This window comes from Sphingomonas sp. AOB5 (genome assembly GCF_029433115.1).
Taxonomy (GTDB): domain Bacteria; phylum Pseudomonadota; class Alphaproteobacteria; order Sphingomonadales; family Sphingomonadaceae; genus Sphingomonas.
In genome coordinates, this window is the sequence record NZ_JARNTV010000009.1 from 70876 (window position 1) to 94594 (window position 23719).

Below are 23719 nucleotides of genomic sequence, written 5' to 3' on the forward strand. Positions count from 1 at the left end.
CGCAGCGCATGATCCATTTCCAGGGTGCCGACGGCAACCGCATCGCTGCCGATGTTTCGGGCGAAGCGGGACAGCCGACCATCATATTGCTGCATGGCGGCGGGCAGACGCGGCATAGCTGGCGCCAGTCGCGCATAGCGCTGGCGGGGCATGGCTTCCGCGTGATCGCGCTCGACGGGCGCGGCCATGGCGACAGCGACTGGACGACGCAGGCGGGCTATTCGATCGATCGCTTCGGCGCCGATCTGGCATGCGTCGTCGATCAACTCGGCAGCGAAGTGATCCTGATCGGCGCATCGCTGGGCGGACTGACGTCGCTGGAAGCGCTGGCGGCGAACCCGGACCTGCCCTGCCGCGCGCTGGTGCTGGTCGATGTCGTCCCGCGACCGAACCCGCAGGGAATCGAGACCATATTGGCGTTCATGCGCGGCAATCCCGATGGCTTCGCCACGATCGAGGATGCTGCGCGGGCGGTCACCGACTATCTGCCGCAGCGCCGGCGCGGCAGCAGTGCTGCGGGACTGGGCAGGAATTTGCGGCTCGGCGCCGATGGCCGGTTCCGCTGGCATTGGGATCCCGAAGTGATCCGCGACGGCGGCCCCGGTCTGGAAACGGCCGAACGGCTCGAGCAGGTGTTTGCGGCGCTGGAGATCCCGGTCCTGCTGGTGCGTGGCGGCAGCAGCGAAGTGGTGACCGAGGCCGAGCTCGAGGCATTCCGCCAGCTGGCGCCTGCCGCACGGACGGTCGATATCGCGGGAGCCAGCCACATGGTCGCGGGCGACCGCAACGACCGGTTCACCGGCGCCATTCTCGATTTCCTGGGGGAGCTTGCCCCGGCCTGACGGGGCCGGGGCTGCGCATCCTTACGCCGTTGCGGCGGCCGTGGCCGCCGGAGCCGCCACCCCGTTCACCGCTTCGCGATAGGGCTTGAAGGCGGCAATCAGTGCGATGAACGACAGCGGGCAGGCGACAATGATGATCGCAGTCATCGCCTTGCCAAGGTCGCCGTCGAAATAGCGGTCCGAGAGATAGCCCGCCAGGAACGGACCGGCCGATGCCGCCAAGATCGATTGCACCAGCATGTGAGCAGCATAGATCCGCGCGCGCTCGTTCGCCCGCGCGAGGCTGGTGACGATGACCGAGGGAAGCGCGCCGATGCTGTTCGAGATGATCCAGAACAGCGCCAGCATCAGCACGGTCGCGGTGAAGCCCGACAGGTTGGTGGCGATCAGCGCGGTGATCATCGTCAGTGGCACGAACGCGATCGCCAGCCGCAAGGTCATGTCGCGATAGCCGCGCCGCGCGAACCGCTCCGCCACCACCGGAACCAGCAGCGATCCGACGATCCCGCCGACGATGGTGCATGCGCCGAAGATGGTGCCGACGCGCTGCGCCGTCTCGCCGAAGGTGCGGATCAGATAGGTCGGGAACCACGCCGCCATCATGAACAGGATGAGCGAGATGAGATTGTTGCCCAGGATGAAGGCGATGTAGAATCGCCGCTCCGACGTGCGCGAGCGGAACATGGATTCCGCGTCGCCGGGCGCGGCATCGGCGGGCTTCTCCCCGGCCGGTTCGCTGGTGCCGCCGCGTTTCGGTTCGCTGACGGTCAGTGCCATCAGCACTGCCAGCACGAGTCCGGGCAGGCCGATGGTGAACAGCATCACGCGCCAGACCGGCAGGCTGGCGATCGCTTCGGGCAGCGGCAGCGCGCCGCGCGCGGCAAGGCCCAGCAGCGCAGCGACCAGCAGGAACGATGCGCTTGCCCCGCCCGCTTGCGCGGCGATCATCGTCGCCATCGGTGTCGGCCGGCGCTCGCGCACGAACAGGTCGCCGATGATCGACACCGCGGCGGGCGCCAGCACGGCCTCGCCGACGCCGACGCCCATGCGCAGCAGGAACAGTGTCGTGAAATTGGTCGCGAATGCCGACAGCAAGGTCGCCAGCGACCACACCACCACGCCCGAAATGATGATCCATTTGCGGTTCGAACGATCGATCGCGAAGGCGATCGGCAGCGCCGCGCCGGCATAGACCAGTGCGAAGGCCGGTCCCATCAGCAAGCCGATCTGCGTGTCGGTGATGCCCAGATCGGCCTTGATCGGCTGGACCAGCAGGCCCAGCGCGAGGCGATCCATATAGGACACGATCGACAGCATCGAGAGGACCGCGACGACATACCAGGCTCGCGCCTCGCTGGTTCGATAGCTCACGATCCACCTCTCCCGAATGACTGGCGGCGCTTTGGCCGCGACTGACAGTGCGTAGGTGTCGAGTGCCGCGTCCGGCTTGTCAACACTATTGTTGACGCGTATCGTGCGGGCAAATGAGCGAGGAGGGGTCAATGGACGTCAACCTGTCCACACGCGGCAATGTGGCGGCGTTCCGGGTGATGGACGCGTTCGAGCGTCAGCGGCGGATCGATCTCGCTGCGGCCTATCGGCTGGTCGCGATGTTTGGCTGGGACGATCTGCTCGCCACGCATCTCTCGGCCAACCTGCCCGATGAGGAAGCGTTCCTGGTCAATCCGGTCGGCATGATGTTCGAGGAGATCACCGCGTCGAGCCTGGTGAAGGTCAATCTCGACGGCGAAATCATCAGCGATACGCCCTATTCGATCAATCGTGCGGGCTTCGTCATCCACAGCGCGGTGCATGGCGCACGGCCCGATGCGGGATGCGTGATGCATCTCCATACCCGCGACGGCGTGGCCGTATCGGCGCTGGAGGGCGGGCTGCTTCCGCTTAACCAGACCTCGATGATACTCTCTCAGGCAATTGCGCGCCATGAATATGAGGGAGTCGCACTGGAGATCGGCGAGCGCGAGCGGCTGGTCGCCGATCTTGGATCGCGCAACCTGATGCTGCTCAGCAATCACGGCACGCTGGCGCTTGGCGGATCGGTCGCGGAGGCCTTCCTGCAGATGTACATGCTGGAATGGGCCTGCACCGTTCAGGTGCGGACGCTGTCCATGGGTCAGGCGCTGCACGCGGCGGACCCGGCGGTGATCGACAAGACCGCGCAGATGCTGAGTTCGGAAAAGGGCGCCGCCGTCACCGCCAGCTATGCGGACCAGCTCGTCTGGCCGGCATTGTTGCGCAAGCTCGATCGCACCAATCCGGGATATGCCGATCTGTAGGGTCGGATAGCATTTTCAACATGAGTGTTGACAATCCCATTCTGGATGATATTTCGGCGATATTGAGTAGTGTAACCGCAATGTGCCTGTGGGATGTGGTGACCCGGTCTTGTTTATTTCCGGATGAAAGCATCCCGCGGGGCAGGGCGAACGCCACTCGATAAGTATTTCTTGTTTCGAATCCGCAGAATTTCTTGGCGAATCTGCTCGTCAGGAGGTGGATTCGTTCAACCAAAATTGTCTCGAGCAAGGCGGCTTACGATCGCCGGTAATCAAAACTGAGGGAGGATTGCGATGGCGCGCTCGCATTTGATGGCGATGGTTCTGGCATGTGGCGTTTCGGCTTCGGCGCTCTTGTGCGCAGCAGAGGCCCGGGCACAGGATGCGCCCGCAGAGGTGCAGGATGCCCCGGCCGACGATACGCTGGCCACCGGCGAGATCGTCGTGACAGCGCAGCGCCGCTCCGAGAGCATCCAGAAGGTGCCGATCTCGATCCAGGCATTCGACAGCGCGACGCTGGAAACCGCCGGCTCCAACGGGGTCGAGGATCTGCCGATGCTGACCTCCGGCCTGACCATGACCCGCACCGCGGGCGCCAGCACCCCCTATATCCGCGGCATCGGCTCGCCGACCGGCAATCCGGGTGAGGAGTCGCCTGTCGCGACCTATGTCGATGGCGTGCTGCGCGGTAGCCTGAACACCACCCACCTCTCGTTCAGCGATGTCGAGCGGGTCGAGGTGCTCAAGGGGCCGCAGGGCACACTGTTCGGCCGCAACACCACCGGCGGTCTGATCCAGGTCGTCACCAAGAATCCGTCGGAAACGCCGATGGGCGAGATCAATTTCAGCGTCGACAATTATCATGCGGTTGAAGTCGGCGCCTATGGCACCACCGGCCTTGCGGATGGCGTCGCCATCTCGCTTGCCGGTTTCGCCCGGCGGCAGGAAAAGGGCTATGGCATCAACCAGTTGACCGGCAATTCCGCGTCGCACGTCAACGAAAGCTCGGCCCGGACCAAGCTGATGTTCACCAGCGGCGGAAGCCGGCTGATCCTTGCGGCGGACTATAGCCAGACCCAGGATCAGCGCGGCTTCAACCGCACGCCGCCGCCCGGCGCGGTCGGCGGGGTTCGCGGCGGCACCCCGGCGCAGACCTATACCTATGTCGGCAATTTCCACGACGTCGCGCACAATGTCGACGATCGCGTCCAGTCGGACAGCTGGGGCGTGTCGGCAACGTACGAGCAGAGCATCGGCAAGCTCAACCTGATCTCGGTCACCGCCTATCGCAACGATTTCACCGACATCCTGACCGACAATGATTATGGCAAGGCCGATCTGTCGCGCGCGACCTTCGGCTTCTATGTGCGCAACTTCACGCAGGAAGTGCGCATCACCTCGCCCGACGATGCGCGGCTGACCTGGATCATCGGCGGCTTCTTCCTGGCCGGCTATGCGGGCAACATCGTCGATATCCAGAGCGTGCCGACCAATGCCTTCACCCGCTATCGCGCGCAGAACCGCACCAAATCCTATTCTGTGTTCGGTGAAGTCGCGCTCAAGCTGTTCCGCGATACGGGCAAGATCACGCTCGGCGCGCGCTATACCGTGGACCGGCGGCGGATCGGCGGTCTGGTCAATGGTGCTGTGGTCCCGGTCGCGCCGGTCAATCCGCGTTACGCCGCCGAGGATCCGACCTATCGCATCGTCTACAGCCACCAGCTGACGCCCGATGTGCTGGCCTATGCCAGCTACAATCGCGGCTTCAAGAGCGGCAATTTCAACATCATCCCGGCGACGACCAACGCGTACAAGCCGGAATATGTCAACGCGTATGAAGTTGGCTTCAAGACCACGCTGTTCGACCGGCGGGTGCGGTTCAACCTGTCCGCCTATTATTATGACTATTCGAACATCCAGGTCCGTGTCGCGACCGGGCTGGTCACCGCAACGCTCAATGCCGCGAGCGCGACGATCAAGGGCGTCGACGGCGAAGTGAATATCCGCGTGGCGGAAGGCCTGACCCTCGATCTGGTCGGCGCCTACACCGACGGCCGGTACGACAGCTTCCGCAATGCCGAGATCTTCGTGCCGAACGTGGCGGCGGGCACTACCACCCGCAACGGCGGCAACACGCTGCAATCGGGCTATGACGCATCGGGCAAGTCGCTGATCCGCAGCCCGAAATTCACCGGATCGGCGGGTATCAGCTATGTGCAGGAAGTGTCCGGCGGCAGGATCACCGCATCGATGCGCGGATCTTACAATAGCGGCTTTGTGTGGGAGCCCTCGGGCCGCCTGCGGCAGCGCCCCTATGGCCTGCTCAATGCCAGCATCGGCTATCGTTCCGACGATGGCTGGTCGGTGACGCTCAGCGGCAACAACATCACCGACACCGACTATATGCTGACCTCGGGCGCCGGCACCTCGTCGGACTTCTTCGCCGCGGCGAACCCGGCCACGGTGACGCTGGGCGTCGGGTTCCAGTTCTAGGAAGTCACGCGACGGGCACGGGTGCCGCGGGGCGGCCCGTGCCCGTCAATCAACGACATTGTTGACTAAAAGGGCCGCCGCGCCGACCCTTTGCCGCGCCGGCGACAAGCCCGGTATGGAAAGGATGAGGATCGGATGCAGGCTGGACGGTCCGGAAGCGCCGTGTTCGGGGCATGGTATGTCGTCGCGCTGCTCGGGATGCTGGGCGTCATCGCCTATCTCGACCGGCTGGCGCTGGGGCTGCTGATCCAGCCGATCAAGGCCGAGATGGGTGTCAGCGATACGCAGATCGGCCTGTTGCTTGGGCCGTCCTTCGCGATGATGTTTGCGATTGCGGGCCTGCCGATCGCGATCGCGGTCGATGCGTTCAATCGCAAATGGTTGCTGGTTGCGGGCGTCACCTTCTGGTCGCTGGCGACGACGCTTTCGGCATTCGCGCATGATTTCACGACGTTGTTCGTGCTGCGCATGGGTGTCGGGATCGGCGAAGCGGTGCTGAGCCCGGTCGCGGTGTCGATGATCGGCGATCTGTTCACGCGTGAGAAGCGCGCGGTGCCGATGTCGACCATGATCGCGCTCCAGTCGGCCGGGGCCGGGGCTTCGGCGCTGATCGTCGCGGTGTTGATACGCCTAGCGACCGATGGCAGTCTGCCGCTGCCCGATGCGCTGGCACAGATGCCGGTGTGGCGCGTCGCGCTGCTGATGATCGGCCCGCCGGGGCTGCTGCTCGCGCTGATCGCGGCGCTCACCATGAAGGAGCCGGCGCGCGCATCGGCGGACGCAAGCGCCGATGCGCCGCTGGCCGAGGGTGCGTCGGTGTTCCGCGATGCCGCCAGCGAGCGGCGTTTCTTCGTCCTGCTGCTGCTGGGCACCAATTTTTCGGCACTCACCCTGCTGATGGTCGCCAACTGGTTCCCGACCTATCTGATCCGCGCCTTCGGCATCCCGGCCGAGCAGGTCGGCTATGCCTTTGGCCCGGTGATGATGATCGGCGGGGTGGCCGGATCGCTGGCGATCCCGCTGCTGGCGCGCAGACTGCCGGTAAAGGGCCGTGGGGATCCGATCCTGTTGCTGGCGATGCTCGCGGCGCCGCTCGCGACCCTGATGTTCCTCACGGCAGTGACGCTGGACGGCTTCGCCGCCGCGGTCATCATGATCGGTCTTTATTTTGTTACCGGCAACGCAGTCGGCGTTCTGGGATCGGTGATGGTCGCCAGCGCGGCAAGCGCACGCAAGCGTGGCCGCTTCGCGTCGCTCAACATGCTTGCCCAGGCGATTCTCGGATCGTCGCTGGGGCCGTTCGCCGTCGGCTTCCTGTCCGATCGATGGTTCGCGGGATCGCTCGGCCACTCGATGGCGACGGTGGGTGGGATCGCGGGTGTACTGTCGTCCCTGCTCATCTGGCGGGCGTACCGCGTGCACGCGGACTCGCTGGCGCTGACCGGGAAATCGACGGCCAGCGATCCGGCCAAAGCCGGTATCGGCACGGCGAGCTGAATCTGCGGCAAAATCAATTTATCAACGTTGACGTTGACGTTGACAACGCGGCGCGCAGGTGTATTCGTTACGACCATGAGGTGCCCTGCGCCGGTACCTCGCAACGGTGGTGGCCCGCATATGCGGCCGCGACCGGATTGGTCGGCGCGCAGGCGTTTGCAAGCAAGGGCAGGGGCAACCTGCCGACAAACGAAAACACAAGATCCGGGGAGGGTTACTGATGAACAAGAAATTTGGCCTGAGCAGCATGGCTCTGATCGCCGCGATGATGCCGATGGCGGCGTTCGCGCAGTCGAGCGACGCGCCGGCACAGGACGCGCAGGATGGATCGGGGATCACCGAGATCGTCGTCACCGCGGAACGCCGCGAGGCGAGCATTCAGGATACGCCGATCCCGATCACCGCCGTCACCGGCGATTCGCTACGTGACCGCAACGTCACCGATCTGATCGCGCTCCAGTCGAGCATTCCCAACGTGCAGTTCGGCCAGGGCAACACCAATGCCCGCCTCGCCATTCGCGGCGTCGGTCTCGACAACGGCCTGCCCGGCGCGGAGGCGCGCGTCGCCTATTATATGGACAACGTCTATGTCAGCCGTCCGGGCGCCGTGCTCGGCTCGCTGTATGACGTCGATCGCGTCGAAGTGCTGCGCGGTCCGCAGGGTACGCTGTACGGCCGCAACGCGACCGCGGGTTCGATCAACGTCATCACCGCCAAGCCGAGCGAGACGTTCAACGGCTATGGCCAGGTGACACTCGGCAGCTATCTCTATCTCGGCCTCGAGGGTGCCGTGGGCGGCCCGATCGCGGATGGCATCTCGTTCCGTCTTTCGGGATCGAGCATCGATCAGTTCCACGGCTACGGAAAGAACATCCCGACCGGATCCGAAGTCGACGATCAGCACACCCATTCGGCGCGCCTGCAGATCCGGCTGGAGCCGAGCAGCGCGGTTTCGATCAACCTCTCGACCTCGCTCCTGTCGCAGCGCGACGGTCAGGGTGCCTTCCACTTCATCTCGACCAACCCCGAGGCGAACCGGCTTGGCCGCGTCCATCCGGGTCTGGCGCTGGGCGGTACGTTCGCGACCAATCCGCGCGACGACAATTTCAACATCAGCCCGAGCCTGGAGCGTCAGCTCTACGACGCTTCGGCAACGGTCGACTGGAAGATGGGCGACAAGACCCGGCTGACCTCGATTTCGGCGTATCGCTATGCGCGCATCACAACCCGCGGCGACCAGGATTATCTGAGCGTCCAGATGGGCGATTCGCGCTTCTACGATCAGTCGCGCCAGTACAGCCAGGAACTGCGCCTCTCGCAGGACTTCAGCTTCGGTCATTTCGTGATCGGCGGCTTCTATTTCCGCGAGGATATTTCGGGCGCGGTCGAAACCTCGCCGATCGAAGCGGCGTCGGTCGGCCTGCCGCGCCGTCTGGTGCCGGGCTATGCGGTTGGCGGCCAGATCAAGACCGAAGCGATGGCCGGTTTCGGCCAGATCACCTTCGATCTCTCCGACACTTTCTCGATCGATGCGGGCCTTCGCTACAATTACGAGACGAAGGAAAAGTTCAACGAATATTCGCAGTTCGACCTGACGCGCACCTGGACGCCGGGCATCGCGATCATTCCTTCGGTCGTGATCCCCTATGTCAAATCCAGCGAGCGCAAGCTGACCCCGAAGGTCACGCTGAACTGGAAGCCCAGCGAGCGGACGCTGATCTACCTGACCTATTCCGAAGGCTATCGCAGCGGCGGCTTCAACCTTGGCGGCGTGCAGCCGGGGTTCAAGCCCGAAACGCTCAAGGACTATGAAGGCGGCATCAAGACCACGTTGCTCGACGGCCGCCTGCGCATGAACCTGTCGGCCTTCTATTACGACTATGCCAATCTGCAGATCCGCCGCGTCGCCGGTGTGACGAGCTTCATCGAGAATGCGTCGAACGCCGAAATCTATGGCGTCGAGGGCGAAATCACCGCGGTGCCGGTCGACAATCTCGAGCTTGGCTTCAACTTCGGCCTGCTGAACAGCCGCTATATCGGCTACATCACCGCCGGGCTGTTCACCACCACGCCGCAGGACCTGACCGGCAACCAGCTGTCGCAGGCGCCGGCCTATACGGTCGATCTGCGTGCGCAGTATCGCTGGGAACTGCCGAAGGGCAGTCTGACGCTGCGCGGCGAAGCCCATTTTGTCGGGCGGACCTATTTCGACGCGTTCGAAACCTCCTACTTCTCGCAGGCGCCGCTCCAGACCGGCGATGCCTATCTGACCTACAAGAGCGACCATAACTGGAGCGCGACGCTGTTCGTCCGCAACATCACCGACGAACTCTATTATGTCGCCAAGCAGAACAACTCGCCGCCGCTCTACGCCGGCACGGTGATCGGCATCCCCGGGGCACCGCGCACCTTCGGCCTGAAGCTCACCTATAATTTCGGCGAGTGAGAAGCGGATGCGTCAGCAAGGTAATCGGGCCGCAGGGCCGGGAGCGATCCAGTTGTGAGTGATATGATCGCGCCCGCCGCACCCCATCCAGTTCTGGGTGCGGCCGACGACCTGCTGATCCATCAACTGCCGCAGCCATTCGGGGTGGTCGCCGATGCGTCGCCCCAATGGTTCGACCGTTTCTATTTCAACATCAGCGGCCCCGATGGCGGGCCGATGCTGGTGATCGGTGCGGGCCGCTACTCGAATGCCGGGGTGATGGACGGCTATGCCTGCCTGCTCGACGGCGGAGTGCAGCGCAACCGCCGCTTCGCCCGGCGCATCGTGGTGGGCGAGGCGCCGACGGTGATCGGGCCGCTGAGCTGGACGGTTATCGAGCCGATGAAATCATGGCGGCTGCAACTGTCCAGCGAGGTCGAGGGCTTCGGCTTCGATCTGGTGTGGACCGCCAAGGCGCTACCCTATGCCGTCGATCCGCTCACCGTCGAACATGACGAGGGTGGTGCGACCAACTTCGCCCATTTCTTCCAGCCCGGCAGTTACACCGGCTATATCGAGATCGACGGCAAGCGGATCGACGTTGCCGGATGGCGCGGGTTGCGCGACCGGTCGTGGGGCGTGCGGCGTACGCGCGAGCGGCTGGGCATGCATCTGTGGGGCGGCGCACAGCTCGAGGATCGCTGCGTCGCCGTACTTTACAACGAAGGCCGCGACGGCAAGCCGGTGCACGTCCATGGGGCGATCCTGCCGTTCGATGGCGGTGCGCCGGTCGCGATCACCGATGTGCGCCACAAGCTCAATTTCGACGAGACCGGCGAGTTCGTCGACGGCCTGCTCCATTTGACGACCGAGGCGGGAGAACAGCTCGAGGTCGAATGGCGGGGCGGGCGGCGCGGGCTGTATATGTCGGCTGCCGGTTATGACGGCTGGCACGGCCAGGATCGCGGGGAGGCGCATCAGGAGCATGAGCGCTGGAACCTCGACGATGGCACGCGTTCGCCCAACTCGCTGCCCCTGTCGCTGGTCAACAAGCCAAGCACCTGCACGGTCGGCGGCGTCGAGGGCTATGGCATTTTCGAGACGGCGGTGACGCGTAGCGCGAGCTATCGATACCGTCCGACGATCGATGGCTGACGGGGAAACAGGCAGGGCGGAGAGCGAGGCAGCCGGGTTCGAACGATACCTGCATGCGCTCGGCCTGCGGGATCGCGTGACTTCGTGGCGGTCGCTTTCGGGCGGTCGCTCGGCGACATCGGTCCGCGCCGAACTGGCCGATGGCGAGGCGGCGCGGACCTGCGTCGTCCATCTGGCTTCGCCGCATGGCCCGCTTCACGGCATCGCCGATCCCCGCCGCCAGTTCGAGCTTCTCCAGGCGCTCGCCACGCTCGATCTGCCGACGCCGCGGCCGATGTGGTTCCTGCCCGTCGAAGCACTGGGCCGCGAGGGGTTCGTCACCGATTTTACACCGGGCGAGGCACCCGATCCGTGGCGCGCGGACGGACGCGCGTTCATCGAGCGGAATGGGCCGGCGATCCTCGACACGATGATCGCAGGGCTGGCCGCGATCCATGCGGTGCCGCTGGCGGCACTGCCGCAATCCGCACGCGATCCGGATCTGGTGGCACTCGGTTTCGCGGAGTGCGAGCGGCGGCGCTGGTCCGGGGTACTCGCGCGCTCGCCGGTCTTCTCGGCCGATCCGATCCTTGCCTATGCCGATGCCTGGCTCGCTTATCATCTCCCCGCGCGGACGCGTGAGGGGCTGGTCCATGGCGACTATCGCATCGGCAATCTGGTGTTCGATGCGCAGGGGCGGCTGACCAGCATCCTTGACTGGGAACTCGCGGAGATCGGCGACCCGCTCTACGATCTGGGGACACTCTGTTCGCCCGCGCTGGAGATTCATGGCCGCGCGGCAGGGCTGGCGACGCAAGCGGCGTTGGTCGAACGGTACGAAGCGCATAGCGGGCAGCCGGTCGATCGCGACGCGCTGAACTTCTACCGCATTCTCGGCACGTTCAAGATCGTGTGTCTGTGGGTCAATGCCAGCCTGCCATGGTCCGCCGACGCGTCCGATCTGGTGGCGCTTCGTGCCGGCTTCAGCGCGGGCGAGGCCCGGCCGCTGCTGGCGCGGGCGCTCGGGCTGCCGGTTCCCGCCGGGGCCGTTCACCGCAAGGACGTGCCGCTCAACGCCGTCGCCGATGCGCTGCGCCGGATCGAGTCCGAGGTGCTGTCCGGAGAGACGCGCGACGTGGTGCGCACCAGCGCGGCGATCCTGCGCAGCCGGGCGCGAGACGCCGGTGTGGATCATGCGGATATCGCTTCCGGGATCGAAGCGCTGGCCCGCGATCTGGGCGACGGCGTCGCGCGTTCGGAAGGCGATGCCTCCGCCGCGCTGGGGCATCTGGCGCGCCATATCTTCGCCGACGCGCAGACCGCATCCAGCGAGCATCCGCTGCATGTGCGGCTTCGCGATCTTCTGGGTGCGGCATCGGCCGTGCCGTCCGCATGGGGGCGGCAATGACCCCTCCGGCTCTCCGCGATCACAAGAGGTGACTATGGAATATGGCGTTGCAACCGTCCTGACCGACGATGGCGTGGATCCCGCGCTGCTGGCGCGCACGGTCGAGGATTATGGCTTCGAATGCCTGATGCTGGCCGACCACACCCATGTGCCGGCCAGCCGCGAATCCCCCTATCCGCATCCGCCCTTCGGCGATCTGCCGCGCCGCTATTACCGCACGCGCGATCCCTTGGTCAGCATCGCGGCGATGGGCGCGATCACGACGCGGCTGAAGCTCGGGACCGGCATCTGCCTGGTGGTCGAGCGTGATCCGATCACCCTTGCCAAGGAAGTCGCGACGCTCGACCATATCCTGAACGGCCGCTTCCTGTTCGGGGTGGGCGCGGGATGGAACCGGGAGGAGATGCGCAACCATGGCACCGATCCCCGCGTCCGGATGGAAGTGATGCGTGAGCGGGTCGAGGCGATGAAGGAAATCTGGACGAAGGAGCAGGCCGAATATCACGGCAATTACGTGAATTTCGATCCGATCTTCTCATGGCCCAAGCCGGTCCAGACGCCGCATCCGCCGGTGCTGGTCGGCGGCAGCGGGCCGACCGTGCTCGATCGCGTGCTGCAGTTCGGCGATGGCTGGATGCCGGGGCATCAGCGCGATCTGGCAGCGCTGGGCGAACGCATCGAGGAACTTCGCCGGCGCGCGGCGGAGATGGGACGCTCGCCGGTCTCTGTGACGATCTTCTCGGCCAATCCGAAGCGGCTCGACGATTATGAAGCGATGGGCGTCGATCGCGCGGTGTTTCTGGTGGACACTTCCGAGGCCGATGCCGCGCTCGGCAATCTCGCTGCGGTCGCCACGGCCGTGGGCCTCGCCTGACTTTCGCAACTCTTGATGGAAACCGACATGCTCACTCTCAACGGCCATCAGGTCGAACATGCCACGATCCGTGACATATTGCGGCACCGCGCCAGCCTGGGCGACCGCACCTATGCGGTGGTCGACGGCGTCTCGCTGAGCTTTGCCGAAGCGGATGAGCGTGCCAACCGCATCGGCAACCGCATGGCCGAACTGGGCGTGGTCGCGGGCGATGTCGTCATCACCTATATGCACAATTCCATCGACCATGTTTGCGCCTGGTTCGGCAGCGCGAAGATCGGGGCGGTCTGGTCGCCGGTGAACATCGCTCTGGTCAATCTCGATCTGCTCTACACCATCCGCAACGCCGCACCGAAGGCGGTGGTGATCGATGCCGAGCTGCTGCCCAACTATCTCCAGATCCGAGACCAGATCGGGATCGAGGGGCTGGTCGAGATCGTGCGCGGACCCAGCGACGCCGGCGTCGGCGAGACGTTCGAATCGCTGCTGACCGGCAGCTCCGTCGAGCCCGACGCACAGGTCTCGCCCTACGCCCCCGCCGCGATCATCTACACCGGCGGCAGCACCGGCATGCCCAAGGGCGTGGTCGTCTCCAGCCTGTGGTTCGTGGTCGCGGCGCTGCGCTATGCCGAGATGTTCGACGTGCGCGAGGATGATTCGCACATGGGCGTCGGCCAGCTGTGCCACGCGATCGGATCAAGCATCGATATCTTTGCGCCGCTCTATTGGGGCATCCAGACCGCGGTGCCGCGCTGGTTCAGCGCATCGCGCTTCTGGGAAACTGCACGCGAGCAAAAGGCGACCATCGTCGGCTGTCTGGTCGGCCCGCTGATCGCGATGCTTTGCAGCCGTCCGGAAAGCGACGACGACCGCAATCACACGCTGCGTGTCTCCAGCTCGGGCACGGCGCAGGTTCCGATTGCGACGGTGCAGGAGTTCGAGCGCCGCTTCGGCATCACCCTGCTCGAAATCTATGGCCAGACCGAGAGCGGCCCGCTGGGCGCAGTCGGCCAGCGCCGCAGCGACAAGCCCGGCTATTCGCAGGGCCGCACCAATGGCTGGTGCGAAGTCGCGATCGGCGATCCCGACGATCAACTGGTTCCGGCCAATGTGCAGGGCGAGATCCTGATCCGCCCGACCATCCCCGGCACCTTCCTGCTCGGCTATCATGGCCAGCCGGACAAGTTCGCCGACGCTTGCCGCAATTTCTGGTTCCACACCGGCGATATCGGGCTGATCGACGAGGATGGCTTCCTGCATCTGAAGGGCCGTTTCGCCCATCTGATCCGGCATCGCGGCGAGAACATCTCGGTGTTCGAGCTGGAGCAGACCATCCTGCTGCACCCGGCGATCAAGGAATGTGCCGCGGTCGGCGTGCCCAGCCCGATCGGTGACGAGGATGTGAAGGTGCTCATCCAGTTCGAGGACGGCCAGACGCTCGCGCCCGAGGAGATCATCGCCTTCTGTCTCGACCGCATCGCCTATTTCAAGGTGCCGCGCTATATCGAGGTGGTGGACGGCATGCCGCGATCGGCAGTGAAGAACGAGATCGAGCGGCACAAGTTACGCGATCAGGGCGTCGGCGACGCATGGGATCGCGAAGCGGCGGGCATTTCGGTGAAGAAGGTGCGCGCCTGACCCTATGGCCCGGGTGGATCAGGCCCGGGCCGGCCGGCTCAGTTCGTGGTGCTGCGCAGCACCGGCAGTGCCTCCAGACCCGGCGCCGGCACCACATTGGTCACGCCACCATCGAGCATTACGATATTCCCGGTGATGTATGCGGCCAGATCGCAGCTGAGCAGCAGCACGGCGTTGGCGACATCCTGTGGCGTGGCGATGCGGCGCAGCGGGTTGGCTGCGGTCACGGCGTCCCACACTTGCTGCGGCAACGCGCCTGCGACGCGCGGCGTCGCGACATAGCTCGGCGCGATCCCGTTCACCCGTACGCCGGCGGGGCCATATTCCAGCGCGGCGCAGCGGACGAGATGATGCACCGCCGATTTGGCGATGCCATAGGCGGAGATATTCTCGATCGCGCGAGAGCCGGCCGCCGATCCGATCAGCGTCATGCATCCGCCGCCATTCTTCGCCAGCAGCGGCGCCCCGATCTGCACCGCGAGCAGGGCGTGGCGCAGCACCAGATCGAATTGCTGGGTCAGCGCGTCGTCGTCCATCGCGGCCAGCGGCGCGACGCGGCTGCGCCCGACGACATCGACGATGCCGTACAGGCTCGTCCCGTAGAGTTCGGTCGCGCGGGCGAACAGCGCCTCCATCTGCGCGCGGTCGGTGACGTCGGCCGCATGGGCGGTGCCGCCGCACTCGGCCGCCGACGACTCGGCCTGTGCGGGATCGAGATCGACGCAGAACAGCTTCGCGCCAGCCGCGGCGAGCGTACGGCAGGTCGCGTTGCCGATGCCCCCGCCACCCGCGCCCAGCACCACGACTGCCCTGCCATCCAGCCGCGCCAGCGCTGCGCTTTCCTGTCCGCTCATATCCGATCCTCTCCTTGCTTCTTGTCGGCTTCATTCTAGGCCGCTGCATCGCGTCGATCAACACATGTGTTGACAGAGCTGCAGGTGCGCCATACCAGTCGCATGCACAGTAAGGCCGGTCCACGCGTCAGGGTGCCGGCGACCAATGAGAGGAAGGTCCATGTCGGACGGAAACGTCATCCCGCTTGATCAGGTCACCCTGCCGTTCGTCGATACGAACAGCATCGAATATATCCGGGATCCGTTCACCGTGATGGCGCAGGCGCGCGCATCCGATCCGCGTAAGGGCCGCATCATCCGCACGCCCTATGGCATCGAGATCATCGATTACGACCTCAGCCGCCAGCTGCTGATGAACAAGGGCCTCTCGACCCCGCAGGCCAATATCTACAAGGAGCGCGGCGCGGGTCCGCTGCTGCTCAAGTTCATGGAAGAGGGCAAGCTCACCGCGCAGCAGGGCGAGCGGCACCTTCTCTATCGCCGCGTGCTCAGCACCCAGCTGACTCCGCAGGCGACGCGCGAACAGACCGGCCTGTATTTCGACGTCGCCAACCGGCTGGTCGACAAGTTCATCGACAAGGGCCGCTGCGAGTTCATCGACGATTTCTCGCATCCCTATCCGTTCGAGATCCTGTGCCGCGCACTGTCGATCCCGCCCGAGGATATCCCGATCTTCGATTCGGTGACGCGCGCGCTTCCGCTGCTCAACGTGGTGCCGCTCCACCCGCATGTCGAAGAGATCGAGCATGCGCTGCAGGTACTGTCCGACTACACCTCCAGCCTGATCGACCAGCCCGACGGCACGCATCAGGGCTTCATCGCCGAGATGGTCGGCCATCTGCGTGCAGGCATCATGACCCGCGACGAAGTGGTGTGGAGCCTGATCACGCTGTTGCAGGCATCGCACTATACGACGCGTACCCAGCTCGCCTCGATCGTCCGCGTGCTGCTCGAAACCAATACCTGGCCCGAACTGGTCGCTGACAAGTCGCTGATCCCGGCCGCGGTTGAAGAGGGCATGCGCTACTATCCGGTCGTGCTTGCCGTGCCGCGCGTGGTCGCGACGCCCGATTTCGAGATCGATGGCGTGGCGATGCCGGCCGGCACCTTCATCCGCTTCAACTTCCATGGCGGCAGCCGCGACGATCGCCGCTTCGACGATCCCGACCGGTTCGACATCCATCGCAACACGTCGAAGCGCATCCCGTTCGGCTATGGCGCGCACAAATGCCTGGGCCACACCATGGCGCGCAAGGACATGGAAGTGGCGATTGAAGTGATGATCGAGCGGATGAAGAACCCGCGGATCGTCGCGCCGATCGAGAATATCGCGCTGGGCGCCGGCTGGGGGCCGGGCGAGGTCCATATCGAGTTCGACCGCTAACCCGACGCACCGCCAGCCTTCCAAGGAATATCCCGTGTCCAATGCGACCCAGCAATTCGAACCCGCCATCCGCAACGAGAATAGCGTGGACTTCAGCTTTCCGATCCAGGGCTATTGCGATCCGCGCTTCGCGCCGGTCGTCGACGCTTTCCGCGAGAATTTCGTCCAGATCGACGAAGAGATTGCGGAAGTCGGCGCCTGCGCCTGCGTGATCGAGAATGGCAAGACAGTCGTCGATATCTGGGGTGGCTATCGCGACGAGCATCGCACCGATCCGTGGCGGCCCGACACGATCGTCGCGGTACGTTCGAACAGCAAGGGGCTGTGCGGTGTCGTCGCGAACATCATGGCGGATCGCGGCCAGCTCGATCTGGACGCGCCGGTCGCGACCTATTGGCCGGAGTTCGCTGCCAACGGGAAGCAGGACCTGCCGGTCCGCTTCCTGCTCGATCATCGCGCCGGTTTGCCGGTGCTGACCGAGAAGCTCTGGCCGGGTGCGGTGTTCGACTGGGAAGCGATGACCACCGCGCTGGCGGCTCAGGCGCCGCTGTGGACGCCGGGCGAACAGGCCGGGTACCACACCATCACCCAGGGCTTTCTGGTCGGCGAAGTGGTGCGCCGTATCACCGGCAAGATGATCGGCGAAGTCGCCCGCGAACTCGTTTCCGGCCCGCTCGAAGCCGATTTCTTCATCGGGCTGAAACCGGACGAGGAAGCGCGCTGCGCCGACTTCATCGATATCGTCGAGGGCACGGTCTATGATCCCAAGACCTCGCGCAGCCCCTATGCCGACCGCCTGCGCGCGCAGTTCCCGGCAGGGCCGCAGGCGAACAGCGCCACCTGGCGCCAGTCGCAGGTGCCGAGCTCGAGCGGGCACGCCAATGCCCGCGGCATGGCGCGGATGTTCAGCGCGGTGCTGGGCTATGGCGATCATCCCCTACTTTCCGAAGCGGGTCGCAAGCGGATGACGACGATCCAGCACAACCTTCACGAATCGGTCGGCAACCGCTCGATCCGTCAGGGCATGGGCACGATCATCAACTCGCCGCCCTGGGCCTATTTCGGGCCGAACCCGAACACCTTCGGCTCGCACGGTTTCGGCGGATCGCTGGCGGTAGCCGATCCCGACAATGGCCTCGCCATCTCCTATGCGATGAACCAGCCGCATCGGTCGATCTCGACCGGTATCCGTTCGCGCCGCATTGCCGACGCGACCTATCGCTCGCTCGGGATCGACGTTCCGGCGCAATAGGGGAGGGCGGCATGAGCGAAGTCCTGTCCTTTCTGTCCCGCCAGGGCCAGCGCTGGATCGGTCGCTCGCCGGACCTGTTGCGGCTGATCGGCCTGCGGCAATCGCCGACCCGGAAGCCGCCGTTCGAAGCACTGGCAAGCGCCTTGCTGTCGCGTCGCGGCGAGGCGTCGGGGATCGCGATCGCACGGGAATTGCTGGCGCTGTATGAAGCCTGTGACGATGCCGAGCGCCTCGCCTTTTTCAATATGCTCGCCGACCGGTTCGATCCCGATCCGGCGGCGCTTGAGCAAGCATGGCAGGCCTATCATCAGGAAGGGCGGGCCAAGCTCCCGGCCCTGGCCGCCGCGGTGGAATCTCCGCGTCAGGAACTGTTCCGCCGGCTCAACCTGCCGCCCGGCGGCACCGTGGCGCTGGTGCGGATGCGGGCCGACCTGATCCGCCATCTCAAGGCTGCGAACGGCGCGCTGGACGGCGTCGACAGCGATCTGGCGCATCTGCTGCAATCCTGGTTCAACCGTGGTTTCCTGCAGATGCAACGGATCGACTGGCGCTCGCCTGCGTTGCTGCTGGAACGGGTGATCCAGTATGAAGCGGTGCATCTGATCCGCGACTGGAGCGACCTGCGCAACCGGCTGGACCCCGAGGACCGCCGCTGCTTCGCCTTCTTCCATCCGGTGATGCCGGACGAGCCGCTGATCTTCGTCGAGGTGGCGCTCACCTGCGGCATCCCCGGCAATATCCAGCAGGTGCTGGCGTCGGATCGCCCCATGCTGGCGGCTCAGGATGCGGATACCGCCGTCTTCTATTCGATCAGCAACTGCCAGGCCGGGTTGAAGGGCATCTCGTTCGGCCATTTCCTGATCAAGCAGGTGGCCGAGGATCTGAAGCGGGCGCTCCCGGGCCTCAAGCGCTTCGTGACCTTGTCTCCGGTCCCGGGCTTCATGTCGTGGCTGAATCGCAGCGGGGACGATCGGCTGGAGTTGATCGCGGCATCTGATTGGCATCTCGCGCCGGTTGCGAGCCAGACGCGCGCATGGTTGCTCAATCGCGCCGCCGCCTATCTGGCCGAGCTTCGTGACGCCAGCGGGCGGCCGCTCGATCCCGTAGCACGCTTCCATCTCGGTAATGGTGCCAGGCTGGAGGCGATCCACTGGCTGGCCGATGCCTCGCCATCGGGCATGCGGCAAAGCGCCGGGATGATGGTCAATTATCTGTACGACCTGCCGAGCATCGAGCAGAACCACGAACTCTATGCGGAGCAGCACAAGGTGGTGACGGGCGCGCCGTTCCGGCGGACTGCATCCGAGGTGGGGCTCTCCCTGCCCGCCAACTGAAAGTCGAAAGTCACAGCGTCATGGCCAATCTCTTCACCACGCTGAGCGGGAATTTTCCCGCCGATCGATCGCGCATCTTCGCGCGCTTTGCCGATGGCGGCGCGATGCGCTATGCCGATCTCGAGCGGGAATCCGCGCGTTACGCCCATGCGCTGCGAACGACCGGCGTGAAGGTCGGCGATCGTGTCGCGGTGCAACTTCCCAAGAGCATCGACATGCTGATGCTGTATCTCGGCTGCCTTCGCGCGGGCGCCATCTTCCTGCCGCTCAATACCGCCTACACCGCGGGCGAACTCGACTATTTCCTGCGCGATGCCGAGCCTGCGCTGTTCGTGTGCGATCCCGCCCACCGCGATCGCGCCGAGACTCTGGCGCGCGAGGTCGGGGGCGTCCGGGTGGAAACCATCGATGGCGCAGGCGGGGGTACGCTGAGCGTTATTGCCGCGGACCATCCCGGTTCGTTCGATACCGAACCGCTCGACGATGGCGACCTTGCCGCGATCCTCTACACGTCCGGAACCACCGGGCGCTCGAAGGGTGCGATGCTCAGCCATGGCAATCTGGCGTCGAACGCACTGACGCTGCGCGACCATTGGCGGTTCACCCCCGACGATGTGCTGCTGCACGCGCTGCCGATCTTCCATACGCACGGCCTGTTCGTCGGCACCAATGTGACGCTGGCGGCAGGTGCATCGATGATCTTCCTCAACGGATTCGATCCTGCCGAAGTGATGGCGGCCCTGCCCGGCGCGAGCGCGATGATGGGCGTGCCGACCTTCTATATCCGCTTGCTCGGCGAGCCGGGGTTCGACCGCGACCTGACCCGGCATATGCGCCTGTTCATTTCGGGATCAGCACCGCTCTCCGCCGATATCCATCGCGAATTTTCGGAGCGGACCGGCCATGCCATCCTCGAGCGATACGGCATGACCGAGACCAATATGAACACATCGAACCCCTATGACGGGGATCGCATCGCCGGAACGGTCGGCCTGCCATTGCCGGGGGTCGATATCCGTATCGCCGATCCGGCGTCTGGCGATGTCTTGCCCCAGGGCGAGATCGGCGTGATCGAGATTGCCGGGCCGAATGTGTTCGGCGGCTATTGGCGGATGCCGGAGAAGACCGCGGAGGCATTCCGCAACGGGTATTTCATCTCCGGCGATCTCGGTTTCGTCGATCCGCGCGGCTATGTTTCGATCGTCGGGCGCGACAAGGATCTGATTATCGCGGGCGGCTACAATATCTATCCGGCCGAGGTGGAATCGGCGCTCGACGCCTTGTCGCAGGTTCATGAATCCGCGGTGATCGGCGTGCCGCATCCCGATCTGGGCGAAGGCGTGGTCGCGGTCGTTGTGCCGCGCACGCCGGGCTTTGCCGACGCCGATGCACTGCTCGCCGCACTCGCGGACAGCCTTGCGCGCTTCAAGCAGCCACGCCGGATCGCGTTCGTCGACGCGCTGCCCAAGAACACGATGGGCAAGGTGCAGAAGACCGTGCTGCGCGATACCTATCGGGGTACATTCGGGTGAGCGTTCCGGTTGCATTTGGACGCGAATCAACACTATAGTTGACAAAATTATTGCCGCCGGCGGGGAGTCGGTGGCCTGTTGGAGAGATGTCCGTCATGTCCCTGGAACAGAGCCTCGCCGAACCGGCGCTTCGTGGCCCCAAATCGGTCGAAGCCATCGTCAACTATCTCCGCCCGATGGCCGATCGGCCCTGGTCGGACGTGGTCGATCAGACCAAGCGTAATTACGAGATCGAGCCGACCATGGTCAGAATCGAGAATGCGTGGCCGATGGTCGAGCGATTGTCGCTGAAGGATCAGGGCTTCATCGTGCGCAAGCATGTGTCGGCGATCACCGACTATCATGACGACGCCGCGCTGATGTCGGTCTATGCGCGCGAAATGGAGGCGCTGGTCAAGGAACTGACCGGGGCCGACAAGGCCGTGGTGCTCGAAACGCCGGTGACGCGCTTCTCGGGCCGGTCGCGGATTCAGCCCGCCTATAACGTCCATATGGATTTCACCTATGAGGGCCTGGCCAACCGCATGGTCGAGCGCGGGATCGATCTGACTTCGCCCGAATATCGCGACTTCAACCGCATCTGCGTCTACCAGACGTGGCGTGCATTGTCGGGGCCGGGGCAGGGATCGGCGCTGGCGTTCGCCGATGGCCATTCGGTGCCGGCGAAGGACGCGATCGAAGCCGATTTCATCCGCTATCACCTCGATTCCGAGCCGGGCTACAACCAGTTCTTCCTGTGCAATCCGAACCCCGATCACCGCTGGTATTATTTCCCGCGGCTTGAGCAGGACGAACTGCTGGTCTGGACCGGACTCGATCCGGCGGATCGCGCCATGCTGCCGATGCACACCGCCTTCATCGACGCGACCGAACAGGACGCACCGCCGCGCGACAGTATCGAGACGCGGGTCTACACTTTCTTTCGCGACTGACCCGACACATCGCATCGGAGGATTTCGTCATGCCGGAATCGCACCTGCTCGAACCGGGCCCGCAATTGTCCGCCGAGGACGCGTTTCGCAGGGAGCGCCCGGCGATCGATGGCACCATCAACTATCTGCACCCGACGACCGAGCGGCCCTGGTCGGCGATGACCGATCTGAGCAATCGCAATTTCACGGTCGATGCCACGCCGGTGCGGATCGAGAATGGCTGGCCGATCGCATCGGGGCTGTCGCTCGACCGCGAAGGCTTTGTGGTGGTGCGGCATGAAACACGCGTCGGCGATTTCCGCGATTCCGATCAACTGACCGGTGCCTATGCGCGCGAGATCGAGGCGCTGATCATCGGGCTGACCGGCGCCGACAGGGCGATCGTGGTGGAAAAGCCGCTCACCCGCTTCTCGGGCGAGGCGGGGTCGATCCAGCCCGGCCTGAGCGCGCATATGGACTTCACCTATGACACGGTGGGTGAGCGCATGGCGGAGCGCGGGATCGACCTGACCCTGCCCGAATTCCAGCGCTATCGCCGCATCTGCATCTATCAGACCTGGCGGGCACTTTCGGGGCCGGGGCAGGATACCAATCTGGCATTCGCTGACGGCAGTACGGTGGCGGAGCAGGACCTGGTCGAGTCGATTTCGGATCGCTACCAGGAAAATTCGAAGCCGGGTTTCAACACCTTCTATCTCTGCACCGCCAATCCCGCGCATCGCTGGTATTATTTCCCGCGGCTGCGCAGGGACGATCTGCTGGTGTGGAAGGGGATCGACCTGACCGATCGCAGCGTGCGCCCGGTGCACACCGCGATCCTCGATCCCTTCGAAACCGACGCGCCACCACGCAACAGCGTCGAGACGCGGGTCTACACCTTCTTCGAATAGTCAGAGACCCGCGGTGTCGGTCACCGGCGTCGGCACATAGAGCTGCGGCGCAAGGTTCGACCGGCCGAGCCAGGTCTCGCCGGGCTGCGCGCGCTGATAGATTTCGACAATCGATCCGGCCATGTGCGATGGCGGCGCGAAGCTGCGGTCGGAACTGCGCTTCTGGTGCACGTCCGGCGGCACCATGCCGGTCTCGATCCCGCTGGGGCAAACCGTCACGATGCGGACGCCGCGCTTATCGAGCGCGGGTGCCAGCGATCCGACAAGGCCGATCAGGCCATGCTTGGTCATCGAATAGATCGGATCGGCCAGATAGGGGCGCACCCCGGCAACCGACGAAGTGACCAGGATGGTGGCGTCGGCGCGCTGCTCCAGCAGGCCTCGGCACGCATGAATGCCGTACAGCACGCCGCCCATATTCACGGCGACCAGCCGCTGGAACTTGGCCGGATCGACCCAATCGAGTGGATCGTCGAACATCGGCGCACCGACCGGCCGTGCCATCACGCCCGCATTGAGGAACAGGATGTCGAGTGCGTCGATCGTTGCCGCCAGCGCTTTCCATGCAGCGGGATCGGATACGTCGAGCCGCACAAAGCGATGCGGCGCCCCTAGCCGCTCGGCGACCCGCTGTCCGGCTGCCTCGGCGATGTCGGCGACGATGACGGTTGCACCCAGCGCCGCGAAGCGTTCCGCAGTGGCTTCGCCGATGCCGCTCGCGCCGCCGGTCACCAGCGCCACCTTGCCGGTGAGGTCGCTCGACCGAAGGTCCGTTTCCGACGCTGACGACATGCCGCTCTCCTATACGCTTTCGGGCGATTTGCCCGGCCCTTTCAAAATCGTCAACACTAATGTTGACTAAGGATCGGGATCGGCTCATCTGAACTGCGGGAGAGGGCAGCGGCAAGGGCCGTTCGGCCCGGTGTTGCGAAC

The 23719-nt window shown here is 64.8% G+C and carries 18 protein-coding genes; 15 read left to right on the forward strand and 3 right to left on the reverse strand.

Features of this window, described 5'->3' with window-relative positions:
* The first annotated feature begins 8 nt into the window (after positions 1-8).
* Positions 9-842, forward strand: a complete 834-nt coding sequence (locus tag P1X14_RS06315) for an alpha/beta hydrolase (protein WP_277314472.1) — start codon at positions 9-11, stop codon at positions 840-842.
* Positions 843-863: 21 nt separating this feature from the next.
* Here the strand turns inward: P1X14_RS06315 and P1X14_RS06320 are convergent, their stop codons facing one another.
* The gene (locus P1X14_RS06320) at positions 864-2213 is read right to left on the reverse strand and encodes an MFS transporter (protein ID WP_277314473.1); all 1350 of its coding nucleotides are present in this window, start codon (positions 2211-2213) and stop codon (positions 864-866) included.
* 131 nt (positions 2214-2344) lie between these two features.
* On the opposite strand from P1X14_RS06320, the gene P1X14_RS06325 reads away from it, so the two are divergent.
* The 8 genes from P1X14_RS06325 to P1X14_RS06360 all read left to right on the forward strand — a co-directional run bounded on the left by P1X14_RS06325 (position 2345) and on the right by P1X14_RS06360 (position 14608).
* Positions 2345-3139 carry a class II aldolase/adducin family protein gene (locus P1X14_RS06325; protein WP_277314474.1) on the forward strand — a complete coding sequence of 265 codons (795 nt, stop codon included), beginning with the start codon at positions 2345-2347 and terminating at the stop codon, positions 3137-3139.
* Between the two features lie 294 nt (positions 3140-3433).
* A complete protein-coding gene (locus P1X14_RS06330; RefSeq protein WP_277314475.1) occupies positions 3434-5632 on the forward strand; it encodes a TonB-dependent receptor in 2199 nt (732 codons plus the stop codon).
* A gap of 135 nt (positions 5633-5767) precedes the next feature.
* Positions 5768-7129 (forward strand): MFS transporter, encoded by a 1362-nt coding sequence (locus P1X14_RS06335; RefSeq protein ID WP_277314476.1) that lies wholly within the window; start codon positions 5768-5770, stop codon positions 7127-7129.
* 220 nt (positions 7130-7349) lie between these two features.
* Positions 7350-9575: a TonB-dependent receptor gene (locus P1X14_RS06340; RefSeq protein WP_277314477.1), complete on the forward strand. Its 2226-nt coding sequence runs from the start codon at positions 7350-7352 to the stop codon at positions 9573-9575.
* 54 nt (positions 9576-9629) lie between these two features.
* Positions 9630-10709: a hypothetical protein gene (locus tag P1X14_RS06345; protein WP_277314478.1), complete on the forward strand. Its 1080-nt coding sequence runs from the start codon at positions 9630-9632 to the stop codon at positions 10707-10709.
* A complete protein-coding gene (locus P1X14_RS06350; RefSeq protein WP_277314479.1) occupies positions 10702-12096 on the forward strand; it encodes a phosphotransferase family protein in 1395 nt (464 codons plus the stop codon). The genes P1X14_RS06345 and P1X14_RS06350 overlap by 8 nt, the downstream gene beginning before the upstream one ends.
* Positions 12097-12130: 34 nt before the next feature.
* The gene (locus P1X14_RS06355) at positions 12131-12970 is read left to right on the forward strand and encodes an LLM class F420-dependent oxidoreductase (protein ID WP_277314480.1); all 840 of its coding nucleotides are present in this window, start codon (positions 12131-12133) and stop codon (positions 12968-12970) included.
* 27 nt (positions 12971-12997) lie between these two features.
* A complete protein-coding gene (locus P1X14_RS06360; protein WP_277314481.1) occupies positions 12998-14608 on the forward strand; it encodes an AMP-binding protein in 1611 nt (536 codons plus the stop codon).
* A gap of 38 nt (positions 14609-14646) precedes the next feature.
* Here P1X14_RS06360 and P1X14_RS06365 read toward each other — a convergent pair whose 3' ends face one another.
* Positions 14647-15462, reverse strand: a complete 816-nt coding sequence (locus P1X14_RS06365; RefSeq protein WP_277314482.1) for an SDR family oxidoreductase — start codon at positions 15460-15462, stop codon at positions 14647-14649.
* Positions 15463-15622: 160 nt separating this feature from the next.
* Between P1X14_RS06365 and P1X14_RS06370 the strand changes: the two genes are divergently transcribed.
* From P1X14_RS06370 to P1X14_RS06395, 6 genes are all read left to right on the forward strand, one after another.
* The gene (locus P1X14_RS06370; RefSeq protein ID WP_277314483.1) at positions 15623-16846 is read left to right on the forward strand and encodes a cytochrome P450; all 1224 of its coding nucleotides are present in this window, start codon (positions 15623-15625) and stop codon (positions 16844-16846) included.
* A 34-nt stretch (positions 16847-16880) separates the two neighbouring features.
* A complete protein-coding gene (locus tag P1X14_RS06375; RefSeq protein WP_277314484.1) occupies positions 16881-18098 on the forward strand; it encodes a serine hydrolase domain-containing protein in 1218 nt (405 codons plus the stop codon).
* 11 nt (positions 18099-18109) lie between these two features.
* The gene (locus P1X14_RS06380; RefSeq protein WP_277314485.1) at positions 18110-19432 is read left to right on the forward strand and encodes a malonyl-CoA decarboxylase; all 1323 of its coding nucleotides are present in this window, start codon (positions 18110-18112) and stop codon (positions 19430-19432) included.
* Between the two features lie 20 nt (positions 19433-19452).
* Positions 19453-20964, forward strand: coding sequence for a malonyl-CoA synthase (locus P1X14_RS06385; RefSeq protein WP_277314486.1), 1512 nt, complete (start codon positions 19453-19455; stop codon positions 20962-20964).
* Positions 20965-21050: 86 nt separating this feature from the next.
* Positions 21051-21896, forward strand: coding sequence for a CmcJ/NvfI family oxidoreductase (locus P1X14_RS06390; RefSeq protein ID WP_277314487.1), 846 nt, complete (start codon positions 21051-21053; stop codon positions 21894-21896).
* 29 nt (positions 21897-21925) lie between these two features.
* On the forward strand, positions 21926-22786 hold the full coding sequence (locus P1X14_RS06395; RefSeq protein ID WP_277314488.1) for a CmcJ/NvfI family oxidoreductase: 861 nt from the start codon (positions 21926-21928) through the stop codon (positions 22784-22786).
* Here P1X14_RS06395 and P1X14_RS06400 read toward each other — a convergent pair whose 3' ends face one another.
* Positions 22787-23578, reverse strand: coding sequence for an SDR family oxidoreductase (locus P1X14_RS06400; protein ID WP_277314489.1), 792 nt, complete (start codon positions 23576-23578; stop codon positions 22787-22789). It abuts the gene before it with no gap.
* Between the last annotated feature and the right edge of the window lie 141 nt (positions 23579-23719).